Here is a 15,707-nt window from a genome sequence, read left to right as displayed (position 1 = left end):
TCGGGAGCCTTTTCTTTTTCGAGCAGACTTCTTGGCGTTTCGAGGCTACTTGATGAGTTTTGCCTCGCGTAACGTACGCAGCGCCTGCTTATAAGCCGATTGCTGCTGCAGCTTCGTCCAGTCCTTCACGGCCCGACCACCAAACAACCGCCGCACGCGCCGCTGCGACGCCTTGCCCATCGGCACATCCAACTCGCCGAGCAGTTGATCGGCCTTTTCCGGCGCATTGCAGATCAGCACCATGTCGCAGCCGGCCGTGAGCGCCGCTCGCGCACCGTCGACGACCGTGCCGGCAACGCTCGCGCCTTCCATGCTCAGGTCATCGCTGAAGATCACGCCGTCAAAGTTGAAATGCGCGCGGAGCATGTCCTGCAGCCAGAAGCGGGAGAAGCCCGCTGGATTTGGATCGACCGCTGAATAAATCACGTGTGCCGGCATCACCGACTGGAGGCCAATTCCCATCCACCCATAGGGCTGCGCGTCGTCAGCGAGGATGGCCTCTAGCGGGCGCTCGTCCACCGGCACGGCGATGTGCGAATCAGCCTGGACGTAGCCGTGGCCGGGGAAATGCTTGCCGCAGTTGGACATGCCAGCTAGGCGCAAGCCCAGCGTCAGGTGGTTGGCCAGCATCGTTACCACGCGCGGGTCGCGATGGAAGGCGCGATCGCCGATCACGCTGCTGCTGCCGTAGTCGAGATCGAGCACGGGCGTGAAACTCAGGTCGATATCGCACGCGCGCAGTTCAGCGGCCAGCACGTAGCCGCAAGCGGTGGCAGCGCGCGTGGCGGCGAGCACGTCGGTGTCCCAAAGCTTGCCCAGCGCGCCCATGGCCGGCAGGTGCGTGAAACCATCGGTCTTGGCGCGCTGCACGCGGCCGCCCTCGTGGTCGATGCAAATCAGCACATCGTTACGAATCGCGCGAATAGCCTGCGTGAGCGCCGTCAATTGCGCGCGCGATTCAAAGTTGCGCGCAAATAGGATCACGCCACCCGTCAACGGATGGGCAATGCGTCGAACATCGTCGGGGCCGAGTTCCAGGCCGGCAACATCCAGAACGATCGGGCCGGGGTACTTCTGCTTCTTGGTTTGAGTCATGCGGAGGATTTCGTTTGCAACTCGGCGACGGCGAAGGCGACCGCGTAGTCTCGTTCGTCCGTCACACTGATCTGGATATGAAGGCCGTGCTGCGCAATCCAGTCGGCCAGTTCACCGCTATAGCGCACGACTGGCTGGCCGGATGGCAAGTTCAGCGTCTGTACCGCCCGCCACGTCATCGGCCAGCGCATTCCCAGGCCAATGGCTTTCGACACGGCTTCCTTGGCGGCAAAACGTGTGGCAAGAAACGCAAGGCCACGCCGCTCTGAGCGCGCCTTCCGGGCATGGTAGACACGCAGCTCATCGGGGCCCAGCACCTTTTCAGCAAAGCGGCCGTTGGTCCGCTGCATCACGCCTTCGACGCGCTCGATCTGGATGATGTCGGTGCCGATGCCGTAAATCGCACCGGACACCGAGGCGGCTGCGGGCCGTTCATTCATACAGGCACGCCCGGATGTGCAGCCGCCGGCGTGGTTGACGACAGCCGGGCCGCGACCATGATCGCCTTCATCTCGCGCACCGCGTTCTGCCACCCGGCAAACACCGCATGCGCAACGACGGCGTGGCCAATGTTGAGTTCGTGAATGCCGGCGATGGCCGCAATCGGCTGCACGTTCGTGTAGTGGAGGCCGTGGCCGGCGTTCACGCGCACGCCCCAGCGGATTCCCTCCTCCACCGCGGTTTCAATGCGGACGAGTTCAGCCCGCAATTCGGCATCATCGGTCGCTTCGGCATAGCGGCCCGTGTGCAGTTCGATGACCGGAGCGCCGGCGGCGGCCGCCGCCTCGATCTGTGCCGCATCCGGATCGATGAACAGCGACACGCGGATGCCCGCATCAGCCAGTTGCTTGCAGGCAGCCTGCACCTTGGCGAAACCGCCCACCACATCCAGACCGCCCTCGGTGGTGACTTCCTGACGGCGCTCGGGCACGAGGCAGACATCCTGCGGGCCGATGTCGCACGCGATGTCGAGCATCTCCTGCGTGACGGCGCACTCCAGGTTCATGCGCGTGCGCAGCTGCGGCCGCAGCGCACGCACATCGGCGTCCTTGATGTGGCGACGATCTTCGCGCAGGTGCAGGGTGATAAGGTCGGCGCCGGCTTCTTCAGCCAGCAGCGCCGCGGCGATCGGATCCGGGTAAGTGGTGCCGCGCGCGTTGCGCAGCGTGGCGACGTGGTCGATGTTGATGCCCAGGTCGATGATTCCCGGCGAGGCATGAAAGATCATAGTTTCTGCAAGTCGATCAGGATCTGGCGCGTCGAAAGCGGCGTGCCATGCAAATGATAATGCAGCAGGAAACGCATCAGGCTGCGGCTTTGCTGCGCGGTCGTTGGGCGTGAGGCGTAATCGTCGTGCTCCATGTCGATCAGCGTCTGGCCCCGCAAAACGGGCCAGGACGATGGATCGCTCGGCAGTGTCCGTCGGATGCCGCGCTCCGGGTGATAGACATACTCGGCGTCGGCTTGCACCGGCTCACCGTCGATGCAGCGGTCGAGCCGTGCAGCGAAGCCAGTCTCACGTAGCAGCACACGTTCGAACGCACGCAGCGTGAAGGCGGCAGGTTCACCATGAGCCAGCTTGTTGAGCGTTTCGACGTAATGCGCGAAAAGTACTGGGTGGCCGTCTTCGCGGGCAACGAACTTGACGAGCAGTTCGTTCAGATAGAAGCCGGAAAGCAGCCCCTCCCCGCCCAGAGGCAGCATGCCGCCCACCCACTCGGCACGGGTCAGCGTGCGCACATCCCCTCGCCCGCTCCAGGAAAGCGACAGCGGCTGGAACGTTTGCAGCACCGCGCGCAGGGCCGAATGCGGCCGCTTGGCGCCCTTGGCCACCAGGGCCATGCGCCCATAGTCCGGCGTGAAGACGTCGATGATGAGGCTGGTTTCCCGATACGGGTAACTGTGCAGCACGAAGGCCGGCTGCGCAGCAACGCGCGTTTCGGAACGCCCTGCAGGAAAGCTCTTGCGCGGCGCGGCGCCGGCTACGCTTTCCTCGGCGAGCCATTCCGCGGCTTCGTCCGGAATCGGATCGGATCGTCCCGCCATCAAGCGTGTGTGGAGTGGCCCGGCTGGGCGGTTACTCGTAGCCGTAGGCGCGCAGGCCGGCTTCGTTGTCGGCCCAACCGCTCTTGACCTTGATCCAGACCTCCAGATACACCTTGCCGTCGAACAGTTTTTCCATGTCCATGCGGGCTTCAGTGGAGATCTGCTTGAGCTTGGCACCCTTCGCGCCAATGATCATCGCCTTGTGCGCGTCACGGTCAACCAAGATGGTCACGAATACGCGGCGCAGACGGCCTTCTGTCTCGAACTTATCGACGACGACGGTGCTGGAATACGGCAACTCGTCGCCAGTCCAGCGGAAGACCTTCTCGCGAACGATCTCGGCGGCCAGGAAGCGCTCGCTGCGATCGGTCAGCGCTTCCGGGTCGTACATCGGCTCGCCTTCCGGCAGGTACGGGCGCACGATGCCGAGCAAGCGGTCGATATCGTCACGGTTCTTGGCCGACATCGGCACGATTTCGGCAAACGGAAACACCTGTGCCATGTCCTGCAGGAACACGGCGACCATCTCGGCACGAGTGTACGCGTCGAGCCGGTCAACCTTGTTGACGATCAGGATCACGGGCGTTTCACGCGGCAGCAGCGAGAGCACCTTCTCGTCGTCGGGGCCATAGCGGCCCGCTTCAACCACGAACAACACGGCATCCACCGACGTGAGCGTGGAGGTGACTGCCCGGTTCAGCGAGCGGTTCAGCGCCGTGGCGTGACGCGTCTGAAAGCCAGGCGTATCGACGAAGACAAACTGAGCGTCATCCGTCGTCTGAATGCCGGTGATGCGGTGGCGCGTGGTCTGCGCCTTGCGCGATGTGATGCTGACTTTCTGGCCCACCAGGGCGTTCATCAGCGTTGATTTGCCGACGTTCGGCCGCCCAACAATGGCGACCATGCCGCAGCGGAACCCCTCCGGCACACCAGATTCTGGCTGCGAAGGCTGCAATGGGGTGTCGCTCATTTACCTGATTATTCCTTCAACCTGAGAGACAACTGCGGATCGGGCGGCGTAGCCTGCTTGCGCGTCTTGCCGGTGCGCTCGGCGCGGCTGCGCTTGACGAGCTGCGGCACCAGGCGATGCGCTTCATCCAAGGCCAGCTTGGCCGCCGATTGTTCGGCCGCGCGCCGCGATGCCCCGCTGCCGGAGACGCGAATCTCCAGCTTCGGAATCGAGCACTCGACCTCGAATTGCTGATTATGCGCCGCGCCGTGAGTGGCAACCACCGTGTACAGCGGCAACGCAATCTTGTGACCTTGGAGATACTCCTGCAACAGCGTCTTGGCGTCCTTGCCCAGCGTGCGCGGGTCGACCTGTTCAAGGATCGGGATATAAAGCTTGCGGATCAGCGTGCGGGCAGCGTCGAAGCCGCCGTCGAGGAACACCGCCCCGAAAATCGCCTCCAGCGCATCAGCCAGGATGGAAGGCCGGCGGAAGCCACCGCTTTTCAATTCGCCTTCGCCCAAACGCAGGGCATCGGGCAACAGCAACATCTGAGCGATCTCATACAGCGCCTGCTGCTTCACGAGATTGGCCCGTACACGCGAAAGATCACCCTCGTCCAGCTTGCCGAACATGCCGTAAAGCATGTCGGCGACGGCGCAATTCAGAATTGAATCGCCAAGAAATTCCAGGCGCTCGTTATGCATCGCGCTGTGGCTGCGATGGGTGAGCGCCTGCTGCAGCAACTCCGGTTTGCTGAAGCGGTAGCCAAGACGTTGCTGTAGTGCATCCAAATTCATGTCAACGCTGGGTCCCCGAATAGGTGATCACCAGACCGATGGGGCCATACAACGGGATCTCTCGCTTGTACGAGAAACGCACCGCCTGGATGGACCCACTGGCGTCCAGCACTTCGAGATCTTCACCTTTGATCGACGTGATGTCGTCGATCGCGGCTTGCTTGTCAAAGGCGTTGGCCACTTCTTCGCGCGTGCTTGCACGCTCACGCGCCTGCTTCACTGCACGCGTGATGGCCTGGTATTCCATCAGGCTTGGGACGGACCGGATGGCCGGCAGTACAAACGTGATCAGCACAATGATGCCGATCAGGATGCCAAACATCGTAATCCCGCGCGACGGGCGTTTCAGACCGGCCTGACGAATCCGCATTGCATTTCCCCCGTTTTGCAATTGCCGAGCTCCCATAAGAGATTTTTGCATCACTTATCGGATCAATGGAAAGCACCGATCCGCTTCAGGTCACCCAGGTTCATCCAGATGAAGAACGCTTTCCCGACGATGTTCTTGTCCGGCACGAAGCCCCAATAGCGGGAGTCCGCGCTGTTGTCGCGATTATCGCCCATCATGAAATAGTGACCTGCAGGTACCTTGCAGGTGAAGCCTGTCTGATTGTAAGTGCAGTTCTCGCGGAACGGAAAATCGTCCGGACCGGAGACATAAGCCGGGCGATCGGCGTCGTTCAGGATGTTGTGCGTGACGTTGCCGAGCGTCTCCTGATACTGCTTCGAGTACGTCAAGCGCTCGCCATCGAGGTAATCGGATTGCGGTGCGTAGGTCGCCGGCTGGCCGTTCACGGTCAGGCGCTTGTTGTCGTACTTCACCACGTCGCCGGGCACGCCGATCACGCGCTTGATGTAGTCCATCGACTCGTCTTTCGGATAGCGAAAGACCATCACGTCGCCGCGTTGCGGTTGATTCAACTCGACGATCTTCTTGTTCACGATGGGCAAACGAATGCCATACGTGTACTTGTTGACGAGGATGAAATCACCGATCTGCAGCGTGGGAATCATCGAGCCCGACGGAATCTTGAACGGCTCGATCACGAACGAGCGCAGCAGGAACACTGCGGCGATGACCGGGAAGAAACTGGCGGTGTACTCCAGCCACCAGGGCTGGCGTAGCTTGTCTTCGACCAGTTGCAAACGCGCGGCACCGATGTCGCCACCGCCGCCGTACTGCGCTTGCACCTGCGCGCGCGCGTCGAATTCAGCCAGTGCCGCGGCCGCAGCCGCCTGACGCTGGCGCTGGAACACGAGCTTGTCAGCCACCCACGCAATACCGGTGATGACGACGAGAACAAACAGAATCAGGGCGAAGTTCATGGATAAGAGATCGTCCGAGCGATGTCTGGATTATTTTTCTTCGACGCGCAGGATGGCCAAGAAGGCCTCTTGCGGAATTTCAACGGTACCAACCTGCTTCATGCGCTTCTTGCCCTCTTTCTGCTTTTCGAGGAGCTTTTTCTTGCGCGAGATATCACCGCCGTAGCACTTGGCTAGCACATTCTTGCGCAGCGCCTTGACGTTTTCGCGGGCAATCACGTTGGCGCCAATCGCTGCCTGGATCGCAACGTCGTACATCTGGCGCGGAATGATCTCGCGCATCTTGGCGGCCACTTCACGGCCGCGATATGTGGCATTCGAACGGTGAACGATGATGGATAGCGCATCGACCTTGTCGCCGTTGATCAGGATGTCGACCTTGACCACGTCCGACACGCGGTATTCCTTGAACTCGTAATCCATCGACGCATAGCCGCGCGAAACGGATTTCAGCCGGTCGAAGAAGTCCAGCACGATCTCGCCCATCGGGATTTCGTACGTCAGCTGGACCTGGCGGCCGTGGTAGCTCATGTTGATCTGCGAGCCGCGCTTCTGCTCGCACAGCGTAATCACGGCACCCACGTAATCCTGCGGCATGTACAGATTGACCGTGACGATCGGCTCGAGAATCGCCTCGATCTTGCTCGGGTCCGCAGGCATCTTGGCGGGGTTTTCCACCTGCACCATCGTCCCGTCACGCAATTGCACCTGATAGACCACCGTGGGCGCGGTGGTGATCAGATCCATGTCGAACTCGCGCTCCAGGCGCTCCTGCACGATCTCCATGTGCAACAGCCCAAGGAAGCCGCAACGGAAGCCGAAGCCCAGCGCCTGCGACACTTCCGGCTCGTACTGCAGCGACGCGTCGTTGAGCTTGAGCTTTTCCAGCGATTCGCGCAGCGCTTCGTACTGGTTGGCTTCCACTGGATACAGGCCGGCAAACACCTGAGGTTTGACTTCCTTGAAGCCCGGCAGCGGCGCCTCGGCCTTGCGCGGTGCAACGTGGGTGATGGTGTCACCTACCTTGGCGGCCTTCAGTTCCTTGATGCCGGCGATGACAAAGCCCACCTGCCCCGCGGACAGCGATTCGCGCGGCACCGACTTCGGCGAGAACACGCCCACCTGTTCCACCAAGTGCTGCGCACCGGTTGCCATCAGCAGGATTTTATCTTTGGCGCGCAGCGTGCCGTTCACCACCCGCACCAGCATCACCACGCCGACATAGTTATCGAACCACGAGTCGATGATCAGCGCTTGCAGCGGCGCGGCCGGGTCACCCTTGGGCGCCGGCACCTTGGCAATCAGCGCTTCCAGTACGTCGGCCACGCCTACGCCGGTCTTGGCGGAGCAGCGCGTCGCGTCGGTCGCGTCGATGCCGATGACATCTTCAATTTCCTGGATCGCGTTGTCCGGATCGGCCGCAGGCAAGTCGATTTTGTTGAGCACCGGCACCACTTCCACACCCAGCTCGATGGCGGTGTAACAGTTGGCAACGGTTTGCGCCTCCACACCTTGGGAAGCATCGACCACCAGCAGAGCACCTTCGCACGCGGATAGCGAGCGGCTGACTTCGTAGCTGAAGTCGACGTGTCCCGGGGTGTCGATCAGGTTGAGGTTATAGACCTTGCCGTCCCGTGCCTTATAGGACAACGCGGCGGTCTGCGCCTTGATGGTAATGCCACGTTCCTTCTCGATGTCCATCGAGTCCAGTACTTGGGCTTCCATCTCGCGGTCGGAGAGCCCGCCACACAACTGGATGATGCGATCGGCCAGCGTCGATTTGCCGTGGTCGATGTGGGCGATGATCGAGAAATTGCGGATATTGTCCATCGAATGCGTCGAAAAGCGCCCATCCCGGGCGCGTCTGCCGGGAGCGCGAGCGGTTCCGGCATGGCCGACGCGCGTTGGCTGCGCCGGCGGGAGGTATTGGATTCCAAGCCGAGGTTGCGGCACAAAAATCGTGCAATGCAAAAATCGGCGCTAACAGGCGATTTTACCGGATTTCAGAGGGCTTCCCGCGCCTCTTTTTGCGGCAGCGGCGTTGCGTCAGTTGAGCGCCGTCTACGCTGCGAGCCACGCCTGCACGGCAGGCACATCGAGAAAGTAGTGACACAGCTCACGTGCGTCTTCGGGCGGTGTATCTGGGGCACCCGTCATCAGCACGGGGACCAACTCGTCAAACCGCGCTTCCAGCGCCGGATCGCTGTCAACGTCCACTTCGTGCAGCACAAAAGAAAAACTGCGCCGGAGCGGCTCCAGCGCGTTCTTCATGTCGTCGCACAGATGACAGTACGAGCGTCCGTAGAGCGTCAGCTCGATCACTGGCCGCTACCTGAACGGGCCGCGCTCGGGCGCAGTGTCACCACCTGGGTCGCATCGCCACGGCGCACAAACACCGCAACCATGCGGTTTTTGTCGAGCTTGGCGACCACCTCGTTGAACTGCTTGGCGCTGGACACATCGGTATCACCGACGCGCAGAATCAGGTCACCCGGTCGAATGCCAACACGCGCCGCCGGCCCTTCAGAGACCTGTACTTCAACGCCGCTCTTCGTCTTGAACTCGCGACGCGCGCCGTCAGACAAGTCGGCCACTACCAGTCCCAGCGCATTCGGCTTCCCCGGACCCTGCTGGCTGTTATCAGGCTGCGCGCCCTTGGTGCGCTGCGCCACTTTGGTATCGGCCTGCAACTCAGCGACCGTCACGGTCAGATCACGCGTTGCGCCCTTTCGCCAGACCTGCACAGTAGCGCGCGTGCCCGGCTTGGTTTCGCCGACTTGGCGCTGCAGGTCACCCGCCTTCTCGACATCGCGGCCGTTGTATTTCAAGACGATGTCACCGGCCTCAATGCCGGCCTTGTCCGCCGGTCCGCCCGATTCGACATTGCCGACATAGGCGCCGCGCGCCCGGCCCAGACCCAGCGACTCCGCCGCGTCCTTCGGTACGTTATCGATTGCCACACCGATGCGGCCGCGTGTCACGCGCCCCGTCGCCTTCAACTGCTCAGCCACACGCATCGCCTCGTCGATCGGAATCGAGAACGAGATGCCCATGTAGCCGCCGCTTTGGCTATAAATTTGGTTGTTGATGCCGATCACCTCGCCGCGCAGGTTGATCAGCGGGCCGCCCGAGTTACCTGGGTTGACGGCCACGTCGGATTGGATGAACGGCAGGTAATCGCCCGTATCGCGCCCCTTGGCGGACACAATGCCCGCGGTCACCGTATTGTCCAGGCCAAACGGCGAACCGATTGCGAGCACCCACTCGCCCACGCGCACCTTGTCGGAATCGCCCTGCTTCAGGCTGGGCAGACCGCTCGCTTCGACCTTGACGAGAGCCACATCGGTACGCTTGTCCAAGCCGATCAGCTTGGCCTTGTACTCGCGCTTGTCGATCAGCGTGACATAGATGGTTTCCGCACCTTCCACTACATGCGCGTTGGTCAGGATGTAGCCATCGCCAGAGATGATGAAGCCAGACCCAACACCACGGCTTTGCTCTTCTTCCTGTTGCGGCGGCGCGTTGCGACGCTTCTGGCCCTGCCCCGGCATGCCCGGCATCGGCACACCGAAGAAGCGGCGGAAGAACTCGGCCATGTCGTCATCGTTCGGACCACCCTGCTGCATACGGACCTTTTCGGTCGTCCGAATGTTGACGACAGCGGGGCTCACCTTCTCGACCAGATCGGCAAAATCGGGCAAGCCATACGTGCCCGTGGCCACGCTACCCGTGGCATTCTGCGCGTGGGCCGGCGCCAGCGCGCTCCCAACCGCCACAGCGGCGGCAACGCACAGCAGACGCAAGGCGTGAACGGATCGAGCGGTACGCATGAAAGCTCCCGGGAACAAGAACAGATAGAGAAATGGCATTGCGCGACCACGTCGCGCATCCAAGACAGACGCCGGCTCTGTGGCTACTGCGGCGAGCTCGCCGGCTTGTTGGTCGCGTTGGCAGACACCGGCTTGTAGTCGACTGCCGCGCCAAACTGCTTGATGGTAGCAAATGGGACTTCGCCCACGATCGTCAGCCAGAAATCGGCAACTCGTCGCACCATCACGTGGGTAGCGCCCTGCGAGATAAAGCCTTCGCGGCGCGTACGCTTTTCAGAGACAGGCTCGATAAAGAGCGACAGCCCTGCCAACCCGTCACTAAACACGACCTGCTGGACTTCGAAACCGGCACCGTTCTTGCCAGCCGGCGCAATATCGCCCAGCGGACGGCGGACCTCACGGATCTTCTGGAAGCCCTTGACAGGGTTGCCGATCGTCCAGCCTTGCTCGGCCAGGTTAGTCGGCTGGGTCACGATCTCGTACTGATTCCAGCCGTTCAGGTTCTTGAGCGCAGTGACGATCTTCTGCTTTTCCGACGGCACACCCAACTCAACTTGCGAGAAGGCCACCTGTTCAAGCACCTTGCCGTCTTCACCGATGGTCTGGGCGCGCATCAGCAAACCACTGTTACGCTCCGCCCAGATTCGGTAGGCATAACGGTAGCCGTCCTTCGGATCGAGCTGAAAGACCTCACAATCCATGCCTGCGACGCGCTCGGCCGGCAGGTGGCGCATGTCGTATTGATCAAGCACATCGCCATTGGTGGTGGCGAGCAGCGCGGGGAAGCTGTCCTTGTGTTCCTGCTTCTCCGTCACAACGAGTTTGACGTCGTAAATCAGGTTCCGAACGACGTCATTGTGGCGCAGCATTTCCCGCTGCTTGCCGTCCAGCGCTTCGACGCGCTCGTACTCGTTGTTGAAAAGATCAGCGTAATGCTGGATGCGGGTGGAATGCATGCCGGTGCCACGCTGATACGTGAGCGTGCCGACATAGTTCTGCTTGAGCGCTGCGCGATGGATTTTTGCAAGCCAGGAGGCGGCCTCCTTGTGCGGCATGGGATCGGGCTGCGGCTGCGCAGCTGTCGCCAGCGCCGAAACACACAGAAGAAGAAAAATCGACCGACGAACGGCCTGCAGCTTGCGGGCGCCTGCCCCGGCAACGGGGTGCCACACCTTCGACATGGATGCCCGCATTATTCCTGATTGGAGTCCTGGGTGTTCGCCACCCCATTGGCCACTGCACGCAGATACGGAACCACCATACCGTTGGTCGCTGATTGCCGGTGGGCGCTCAGGTATTCATCCAGACGGGCGTCACGAATCATCGGCGTATTGTCAGTTGCCGCCACCGTTAGTGCCTGTGCGCCAGTAGCTTGCGTCGCTTTGGCGACCAATGCGGGAGAGCCGTCAGCGCCATCGGCAGGACCGCGCAATTGCGGCACAACGACCCAGCTAACGGCCGCCACCGCCGCAGCCACGGCGGTCGTAGGCATGATCCGGCGGACCCAAGCGGGACTGACCAGGAAGCGGTGCCTTTCTTGAGTTTTGGCACGCTGCGCTACTGCCGGCACGAGCAGATGCGGCTCGGCGTCGAGCTTGGCCGAGAACCGGCTGAGAAAATCTTCAGAAGAACGCGTGTTCAGCAAATCTTCCGACCGAAGCACATCGCCGATCAGTTGATATTCGCGCCAATGCGCTGCGCCCTCGCCATCCTTGGCGAGTTCGACGGCAGACGACACCTCGTGCGCTTCGACTTCACCGTCTATCAAGGCAGAGATGCGTTGTGCGAACTCCGCTTCTGCCGTTTGCAATTGAGCCTGACCCATTTCCCGACCCCAAAAACTCCAACGTCCAATCAACGATCCGAGAGAAGACTTCCCGAGGTTTCACCGTTCGCAGCCGCATGCGGCCGCCGGCTTGTCATATCGGCTGGCTACCACCGTTTGCCCCCCACTGTTCCCAGCAGGGGGCGCAATTTCTCGGCAATCGCCTCGCGCGCCCGGAAGATGCGGGACCGGACCGTGCCGATCGGGCACTCCATCGCTTCAGCGATTTCCTCATAGCTCAGACCCTCGATCTCCCGGAGTGTGATTGCGGTACGCAATTCCTCGGGCAGCGCTTCCATTGCACGGTTGACCGTTTCGGCCACCTGCTTGGTGTGCAGCATGGAGTCCGGCGTATTGATATCCCTTAGTAGCTCACCGTCGGCAAAAGTTTCAGCCTCTTCGGTGTCGATGTCGCTGGACGATTCAGGGCGCCGCCCCTGAGTCGCCAGGTAGTTCTTGGCCGTATTGACGGCAATGCGATACAGCCACGTATAGAACGCGGATTCCCCTCGAAATTGGGGCAGCGCACGGTATGCCTTGATAAAGGCATCCTGTGCCACATCCTCGACTTCGGCCGGGTCACGGATCAGGCGCGAGACGAGCCGAATGATCTTCCGGTGGTACTTGACCACCAGCAGCTCAAACGCTCGCTTGTCGCCTTGCTGGACGCGCTCGACGAGGATCTGGTCGGCTTCGCGTTCGCTCACGGATTCTTCACCTGCAGTGTATCGCCTTGAATTTTTGTGACTTGGAAACGTTGTATTTTACCTACGACACACCGGACACCTGGGAGGCCACCCGCGGAGGCCCCAGGCGCAACAGACTTCGCATACGACGTAGCGTCCCGGCGGAAAACCATGGCGGCATCAGCACAAAAATCTGCGGACACCACCCCCGACGCGCGACACCAAGGACCAAGATGCGTTCTCCGAGCGGCCACGACCATAACAGAGGCGCATTTTGGACCGCTTCTGCCGCTTTCAATCGGACTTGCCATACAGCTTGGCCGGGCTCTCCGTCTTCTTTGAGACGAGCGCGCCACATCAGTTCCATCGCAAGCGGCGAACGGTTCACCATCAAAGGAAGGCAAGCTGCCATCGCCAACCCGCTGATGACGCCCCATGTAATCCAGGGCAATGCGGCGCCCCACGCTTTGATCGCCCAGCAAACAACGGAGCAGACAAGGGCAGCCATGCCAAATCGACTGATCGCGCACAATCGCCGATACGGCGCTGGAAAGACAACGTGCTGGAAAATCAAGGCAAAAACGAAGCGGCACGCGCCTTGAGGCTACGTGCCGCCCTGCCTTATGGGCGCTTGAACACCAGCGTACCGTTCGTCCCGCCGAAGCCGAAGTTGTTCTTCACGGCCACGTCGATCTTCATGTCACGCGCGGTGTTGGCGCAGTAATCGAGATCGCACTCGGGATCCTGATTGAAGATGTTGATGGTCGGCGGCGACACCTGGTTGTGCAGCGCCAGAACCGTGAACACCGACTCCAGACCGCCCGCCCCACCCAGCAAATGACCGGTCATGGATTTGGTGGAATTCACGACGACCTTGCTTGCGTGATCACCGAATGCCGCCTTGATGGCTTCCGACTCGTTCTTATCCCCCAGCGGCGTAGACGTGCCGTGCGCATTCAGGTAATGGACCTGATCCGCATTCATGCCTGCATCGCGCAGTGCATTAAGCATGCAACGACGCGGGCCGTCCATGTTTGGCGCCGTCATGTGGAACGCGTCCCCGCTCATGCCGAAGCCCGCGACTTCCGCGTAGATCGTGGCGCCGCGTGCCTTGGCCGATTCGTACTCTTCCAGCACCATCACACCCGCACCCTCGCCCAGGACGAAGCCATCACGGTCCTTGTCCCAGGGGCGCGACGCGGTGGCCGGATCCTCGTTGCGCGTGGACAGCGCTCGGGCTGCGGCAAAGCCGCCGATGCCCAGCGGCGACACGGTCGATTCAGCACCGCCGGCAACCATCGCGTCAGCATCACCCGCCTGGATCAGGCGCGCGGCCAGGCCAATGCTGTGCAGACCCGTCGTGCAAGCGGTGACGACTGCCAGGTTCGGGCCCTTCAAGCCGAACATGATGCTCAAATGGCCAGAGATCATGTTGATGATCGACCCCGGCACAAAGAACGGCGAAATCCGGCGCGGGCCACGATCAACGTAGGTCTGGTGCGTCTCTTCGATCATCGGCAGACCGCCGATACCGGAACCAACCAGCACGCCGATGCGCTCCGCATTGGCTTCAGTCACTTCCAGCCCGCTGTCCTTCAGCGCTTGCACGCCGGCAGCGATGCCGTAATGGATGAAGGTATCCATGTTGCGGGCTTCCTTGGCCGGGATGTAATCCTCGGCGTTGAAGCCCTTCACCTCACCCGCGAAATGCACGGCTAGGTTCGACGGATCGAATTTGGTGACGGTGGCGATCCCGGATTTGCCGGCGACCAGATTGGCCCACCCCTCGGCGACCGAGTTCCCTACCGGAGAGACCAGCCCCAGGCCGGTTACCACTACGCGACGACGGCTCACTATGCTTTCCTGCAACTCTGTATCAGCGACAAAGGCCACAGAAAACGCGCCACCCGGTCAAACCGGACAACCGCCCTTTCTGTGGCCCGCGATGTCAAGAGATCGATTGACGCTTACGCCTTGACGTGGGCGGTCGCGTAATCGATGGCTTGCTGCACCGTGGTGATCTTCTCGGCTTCTTCGTCCGGGATTTCCATACCGAACTCGTCTTCCAGAGCCATCACCAGCTCAACCGTATCGAGCGAATCCGCGCCCAGATCGTTCACGAACGACGATTCGTTCTTGATGTCTGCCTCGGCCACGCCGAGTTGCTCTGCAACGATCTTCTTAACGCGTGCGTCGATGTTGTCCATTTAACCCTCCAGGGAAGTATTCGACAAAAAGTGCGCGCATTCTAGCAGGTTTGCGCGGCGAAAAACCGCGCTGGAATCCATGCAAAAAATGCGCTCAACATGATGCTAAAAGCCAGTTAAATCGGCGATCACACAGGATTTTGCACATGCGCAAAGCCCGCACACCCGCCGCCGGGACGGCTTCCTTATCCCATGTACATGCCGCCATTGACGTGCAGCGTCGAGCCCGTAATGTAGCCCGCCGCCGGTGACGCCAGAAAGGCAACCGCGCTGGCGATGTCCTCGGGCGCGCCGAGACGGCCCAGCGGAATCTGCGCCTTCAGCGCGGCATGTTGCTCTTCCGACAGAACCTTGGTCATGTCGGTATCGATAAAGCCCGGAGCGATGCAGTTGACCGTGATGTTCCGGCTACCGATCTCACGCGCCAGCGCTCGAGCCATACCTTCCACGCCAGCCTTGGCCGCTGCGTAGTTCGCCTGCCCCGGGTTGCCGGCGGAGCCCACCACCGAGGTGATGTTGATGATGCGGCCACCGCGCGCCTTCATCATCGGGCGCAACACGGCGCGCGACAGGCGGAACACGGCCGAGAGGTTCGTGTCGATGACCGACACCCACTCTTCGTCCTTCATACGCATCGCAAGATTGTCCTGCGTGATACCAGCATTGTTGACGAGGATGTTCAGGCCACCATGCGTTTTGATGGTTTCGTCGATGACCGCCTCGCAGCGCGCGGCGTCATTCACGTTGAGCACCACACCCGAACCCTTCACGCCGGCTTCGGCAAAGTACGCAGTGATGGCTTGCGCGCCGGCTTCCGACGTGGCCGTACCGACCACCGTCGCACCTTGGCGCGCCAGTTCCAGCGCAATGGCACGGCCGATGCCGCGCGAAGCACCGGTAACGAGAGCAACCTGATTATTCAATGCTTGGGTCATACGAATCC

17 protein-coding genes are annotated in these 15,707 nt (G+C 61.3%); all 17 read right to left on the bottom strand.

Going from position 1 to position 15,707, the window contains the following annotated elements; translation table 11 throughout:
- Nucleotides 1-45: 45 nt before the first annotated feature.
- Nucleotides 46-1,095 carry a beta-N-acetylhexosaminidase gene (nagZ, locus tag NKG59_RS11240; protein WP_253536768.1) on the bottom strand — a complete coding sequence of 350 codons (1,050 nt, stop codon included), beginning with the start codon at nt 1,093-1,095 and terminating at the stop codon, nt 46-48.
- Nucleotides 1,092-1,535, bottom strand: a complete 444-nt coding sequence (gene acpS / locus NKG59_RS11235; protein WP_253536766.1) for a holo-ACP synthase — start codon at nt 1,533-1,535, stop codon at nt 1,092-1,094. The genes nagZ and acpS overlap by 4 nt, the downstream gene beginning before the upstream one ends.
- Nucleotides 1,532-2,323: a pyridoxine 5'-phosphate synthase gene (gene pdxJ, locus NKG59_RS11230; protein WP_012435233.1), complete on the bottom strand. Its 792-nt coding sequence runs from the start codon at nt 2,321-2,323 to the stop codon at nt 1,532-1,534. Before pdxJ ends, acpS begins: the two co-directional genes overlap by 4 nt.
- A complete protein-coding gene (gene recO / locus NKG59_RS11225) occupies nt 2,320-3,141 on the bottom strand; it encodes a DNA repair protein RecO (RefSeq protein WP_045204385.1) in 822 nt (273 codons plus the stop codon). Before recO ends, pdxJ begins: the two co-directional genes overlap by 4 nt.
- A 31-nt stretch (nt 3,142-3,172) precedes the next feature.
- Entirely contained in the window at nt 3,173-4,111 is a 939-nt protein-coding gene (gene era, locus NKG59_RS11220; protein WP_253536764.1) for a GTPase Era, read from the bottom strand.
- A gap of 8 nt (nt 4,112-4,119) precedes the next feature.
- Nucleotides 4,120-4,890 carry a ribonuclease III gene (gene rnc / locus NKG59_RS11215; protein WP_253536762.1) on the bottom strand — a complete coding sequence of 257 codons (771 nt, stop codon included), beginning with the start codon at nt 4,888-4,890 and terminating at the stop codon, nt 4,120-4,122.
- 1 nt (nt 4,891) lies between these two features.
- Nucleotides 4,892-5,260, bottom strand: coding sequence for a DUF4845 domain-containing protein (locus NKG59_RS11210; protein ID WP_253536760.1), 369 nt, complete (start codon nt 5,258-5,260; stop codon nt 4,892-4,894).
- A 62-nt stretch (nt 5,261-5,322) separates the two neighbouring features.
- The gene (gene lepB, locus NKG59_RS11205) at nt 5,323-6,216 is read right to left on the bottom strand and encodes a signal peptidase I (protein WP_253536758.1); all 894 of its coding nucleotides are present in this window, start codon (nt 6,214-6,216) and stop codon (nt 5,323-5,325) included.
- 30 nt (nt 6,217-6,246) lie between these two features.
- Entirely contained in the window at nt 6,247-8,046 is a 1,800-nt protein-coding gene (gene lepA, locus NKG59_RS11200) for a translation elongation factor 4 (protein ID WP_045204389.1), read from the bottom strand.
- A 231-nt stretch (nt 8,047-8,277) separates the two neighbouring features.
- A complete protein-coding gene (locus NKG59_RS11195; RefSeq protein WP_045204390.1) occupies nt 8,278-8,538 on the bottom strand; it encodes a glutaredoxin family protein in 261 nt (86 codons plus the stop codon).
- On the bottom strand, nt 8,535-10,046 hold the full coding sequence (locus tag NKG59_RS11190) for a DegQ family serine endoprotease (protein ID WP_253536756.1): 1,512 nt from the start codon (nt 10,044-10,046) through the stop codon (nt 8,535-8,537). Before NKG59_RS11190 ends, NKG59_RS11195 begins: the two co-directional genes overlap by 4 nt.
- An 83-nt stretch (nt 10,047-10,129) precedes the next feature.
- The gene (locus NKG59_RS11185) at nt 10,130-11,227 is read right to left on the bottom strand and encodes a MucB/RseB C-terminal domain-containing protein (RefSeq protein WP_045204675.1); all 1,098 of its coding nucleotides are present in this window, start codon (nt 11,225-11,227) and stop codon (nt 10,130-10,132) included.
- 11 nt (nt 11,228-11,238) lie between these two features.
- Nucleotides 11,239-11,871 carry a sigma-E factor negative regulatory protein gene (locus tag NKG59_RS11180; RefSeq protein WP_253537483.1) on the bottom strand — a complete coding sequence of 211 codons (633 nt, stop codon included), beginning with the start codon at nt 11,869-11,871 and terminating at the stop codon, nt 11,239-11,241.
- Nucleotides 11,872-11,978: 107 nt separating this feature from the next.
- Entirely contained in the window at nt 11,979-12,578 is a 600-nt protein-coding gene (gene rpoE, locus NKG59_RS11175) for an RNA polymerase sigma factor RpoE (protein ID WP_253536754.1), read from the bottom strand.
- A gap of 600 nt (nt 12,579-13,178) precedes the next feature.
- Nucleotides 13,179-14,411, bottom strand: a complete 1,233-nt coding sequence (gene fabF, locus NKG59_RS11170) for a beta-ketoacyl-ACP synthase II (RefSeq protein ID WP_045204393.1) — start codon at nt 14,409-14,411, stop codon at nt 13,179-13,181.
- 113 nt (nt 14,412-14,524) lie between these two features.
- Nucleotides 14,525-14,764: an acyl carrier protein gene (acpP, locus tag NKG59_RS11165; RefSeq protein WP_004635650.1), complete on the bottom strand. Its 240-nt coding sequence runs from the start codon at nt 14,762-14,764 to the stop codon at nt 14,525-14,527.
- Between the two features lie 185 nt (nt 14,765-14,949).
- Entirely contained in the window at nt 14,950-15,699 is a 750-nt protein-coding gene (gene fabG / locus NKG59_RS11160; protein ID WP_253536746.1) for a 3-oxoacyl-ACP reductase FabG, read from the bottom strand.
- Nucleotides 15,700-15,707: the final 8 nt, after the last annotated feature.

It is taken from the genome of Ralstonia chuxiongensis, assembly GCF_024158925.1.
Classification (GTDB): domain Bacteria; phylum Pseudomonadota; class Gammaproteobacteria; order Burkholderiales; family Burkholderiaceae; genus Ralstonia; species Ralstonia chuxiongensis.
This window is presented reverse-complemented; position numbering and strand designations above follow the sequence as displayed.

Excerpts from the sequence above, each read along its gene's own strand:
- nagZ (WP_253536768.1), bottom strand. The coding sequence starts at position 1,095 with ATGACTCAAACCAAGAAGCAGAAGTACCCCGGCCCGATCGTTCTGGAT.
- acpS (WP_253536766.1), bottom strand. The coding sequence starts at position 1,535 with ATGAATGAACGGCCCGCAGCCGCCTCGGTGTCCGGTGCGATTTACGGC.
- pdxJ (WP_012435233.1), bottom strand. The coding sequence starts at position 2,323 with ATGATCTTTCATGCCTCGCCGGGAATCATCGACCTGGGCATCAACATC.
- recO (WP_045204385.1), bottom strand. The coding sequence starts at position 3,141 with ATGGCGGGACGATCCGATCCGATTCCGGACGAAGCCGCGGAATGGCTC.
- era (WP_253536764.1), bottom strand. The coding sequence starts at position 4,111 with ATGAGCGACACCCCATTGCAGCCTTCGCAGCCAGAATCTGGTGTGCCG.
- rnc (WP_253536762.1), bottom strand. The coding sequence starts at position 4,890 with ATGAATTTGGATGCACTACAGCAACGTCTTGGCTACCGCTTCAGCAAA.
- NKG59_RS11210 (WP_253536760.1), bottom strand. The coding sequence starts at position 5,260 with ATGCGGATTCGTCAGGCCGGTCTGAAACGCCCGTCGCGCGGGATTACG.
- lepB (WP_253536758.1), bottom strand. The coding sequence starts at position 6,216 with ATGAACTTCGCCCTGATTCTGTTTGTTCTCGTCGTCATCACCGGTATT.
- lepA (WP_045204389.1), bottom strand. The coding sequence starts at position 8,046 with ATGGACAATATCCGCAATTTCTCGATCATCGCCCACATCGACCACGGC.
- NKG59_RS11190 (WP_253536756.1), bottom strand. The coding sequence starts at position 10,046 with ATGCGTACCGCTCGATCCGTTCACGCCTTGCGTCTGCTGTGCGTTGCC.
- NKG59_RS11185 (WP_045204675.1), bottom strand. The coding sequence starts at position 11,227 with ATGTCGAAGGTGTGGCACCCCGTTGCCGGGGCAGGCGCCCGCAAGCTG.
- NKG59_RS11180 (WP_253537483.1), bottom strand. The coding sequence starts at position 11,871 with ATGGGTCAGGCTCAATTGCAAACGGCAGAAGCGGAGTTCGCACAACGC.
- acpP (WP_004635650.1), bottom strand. The coding sequence starts at position 14,764 with ATGGACAACATCGACGCACGCGTTAAGAAGATCGTTGCAGAGCAACTC.
- fabG (WP_253536746.1), bottom strand. The coding sequence starts at position 15,699 with ATGACCCAAGCATTGAATAATCAGGTTGCTCTCGTTACCGGTGCTTCG.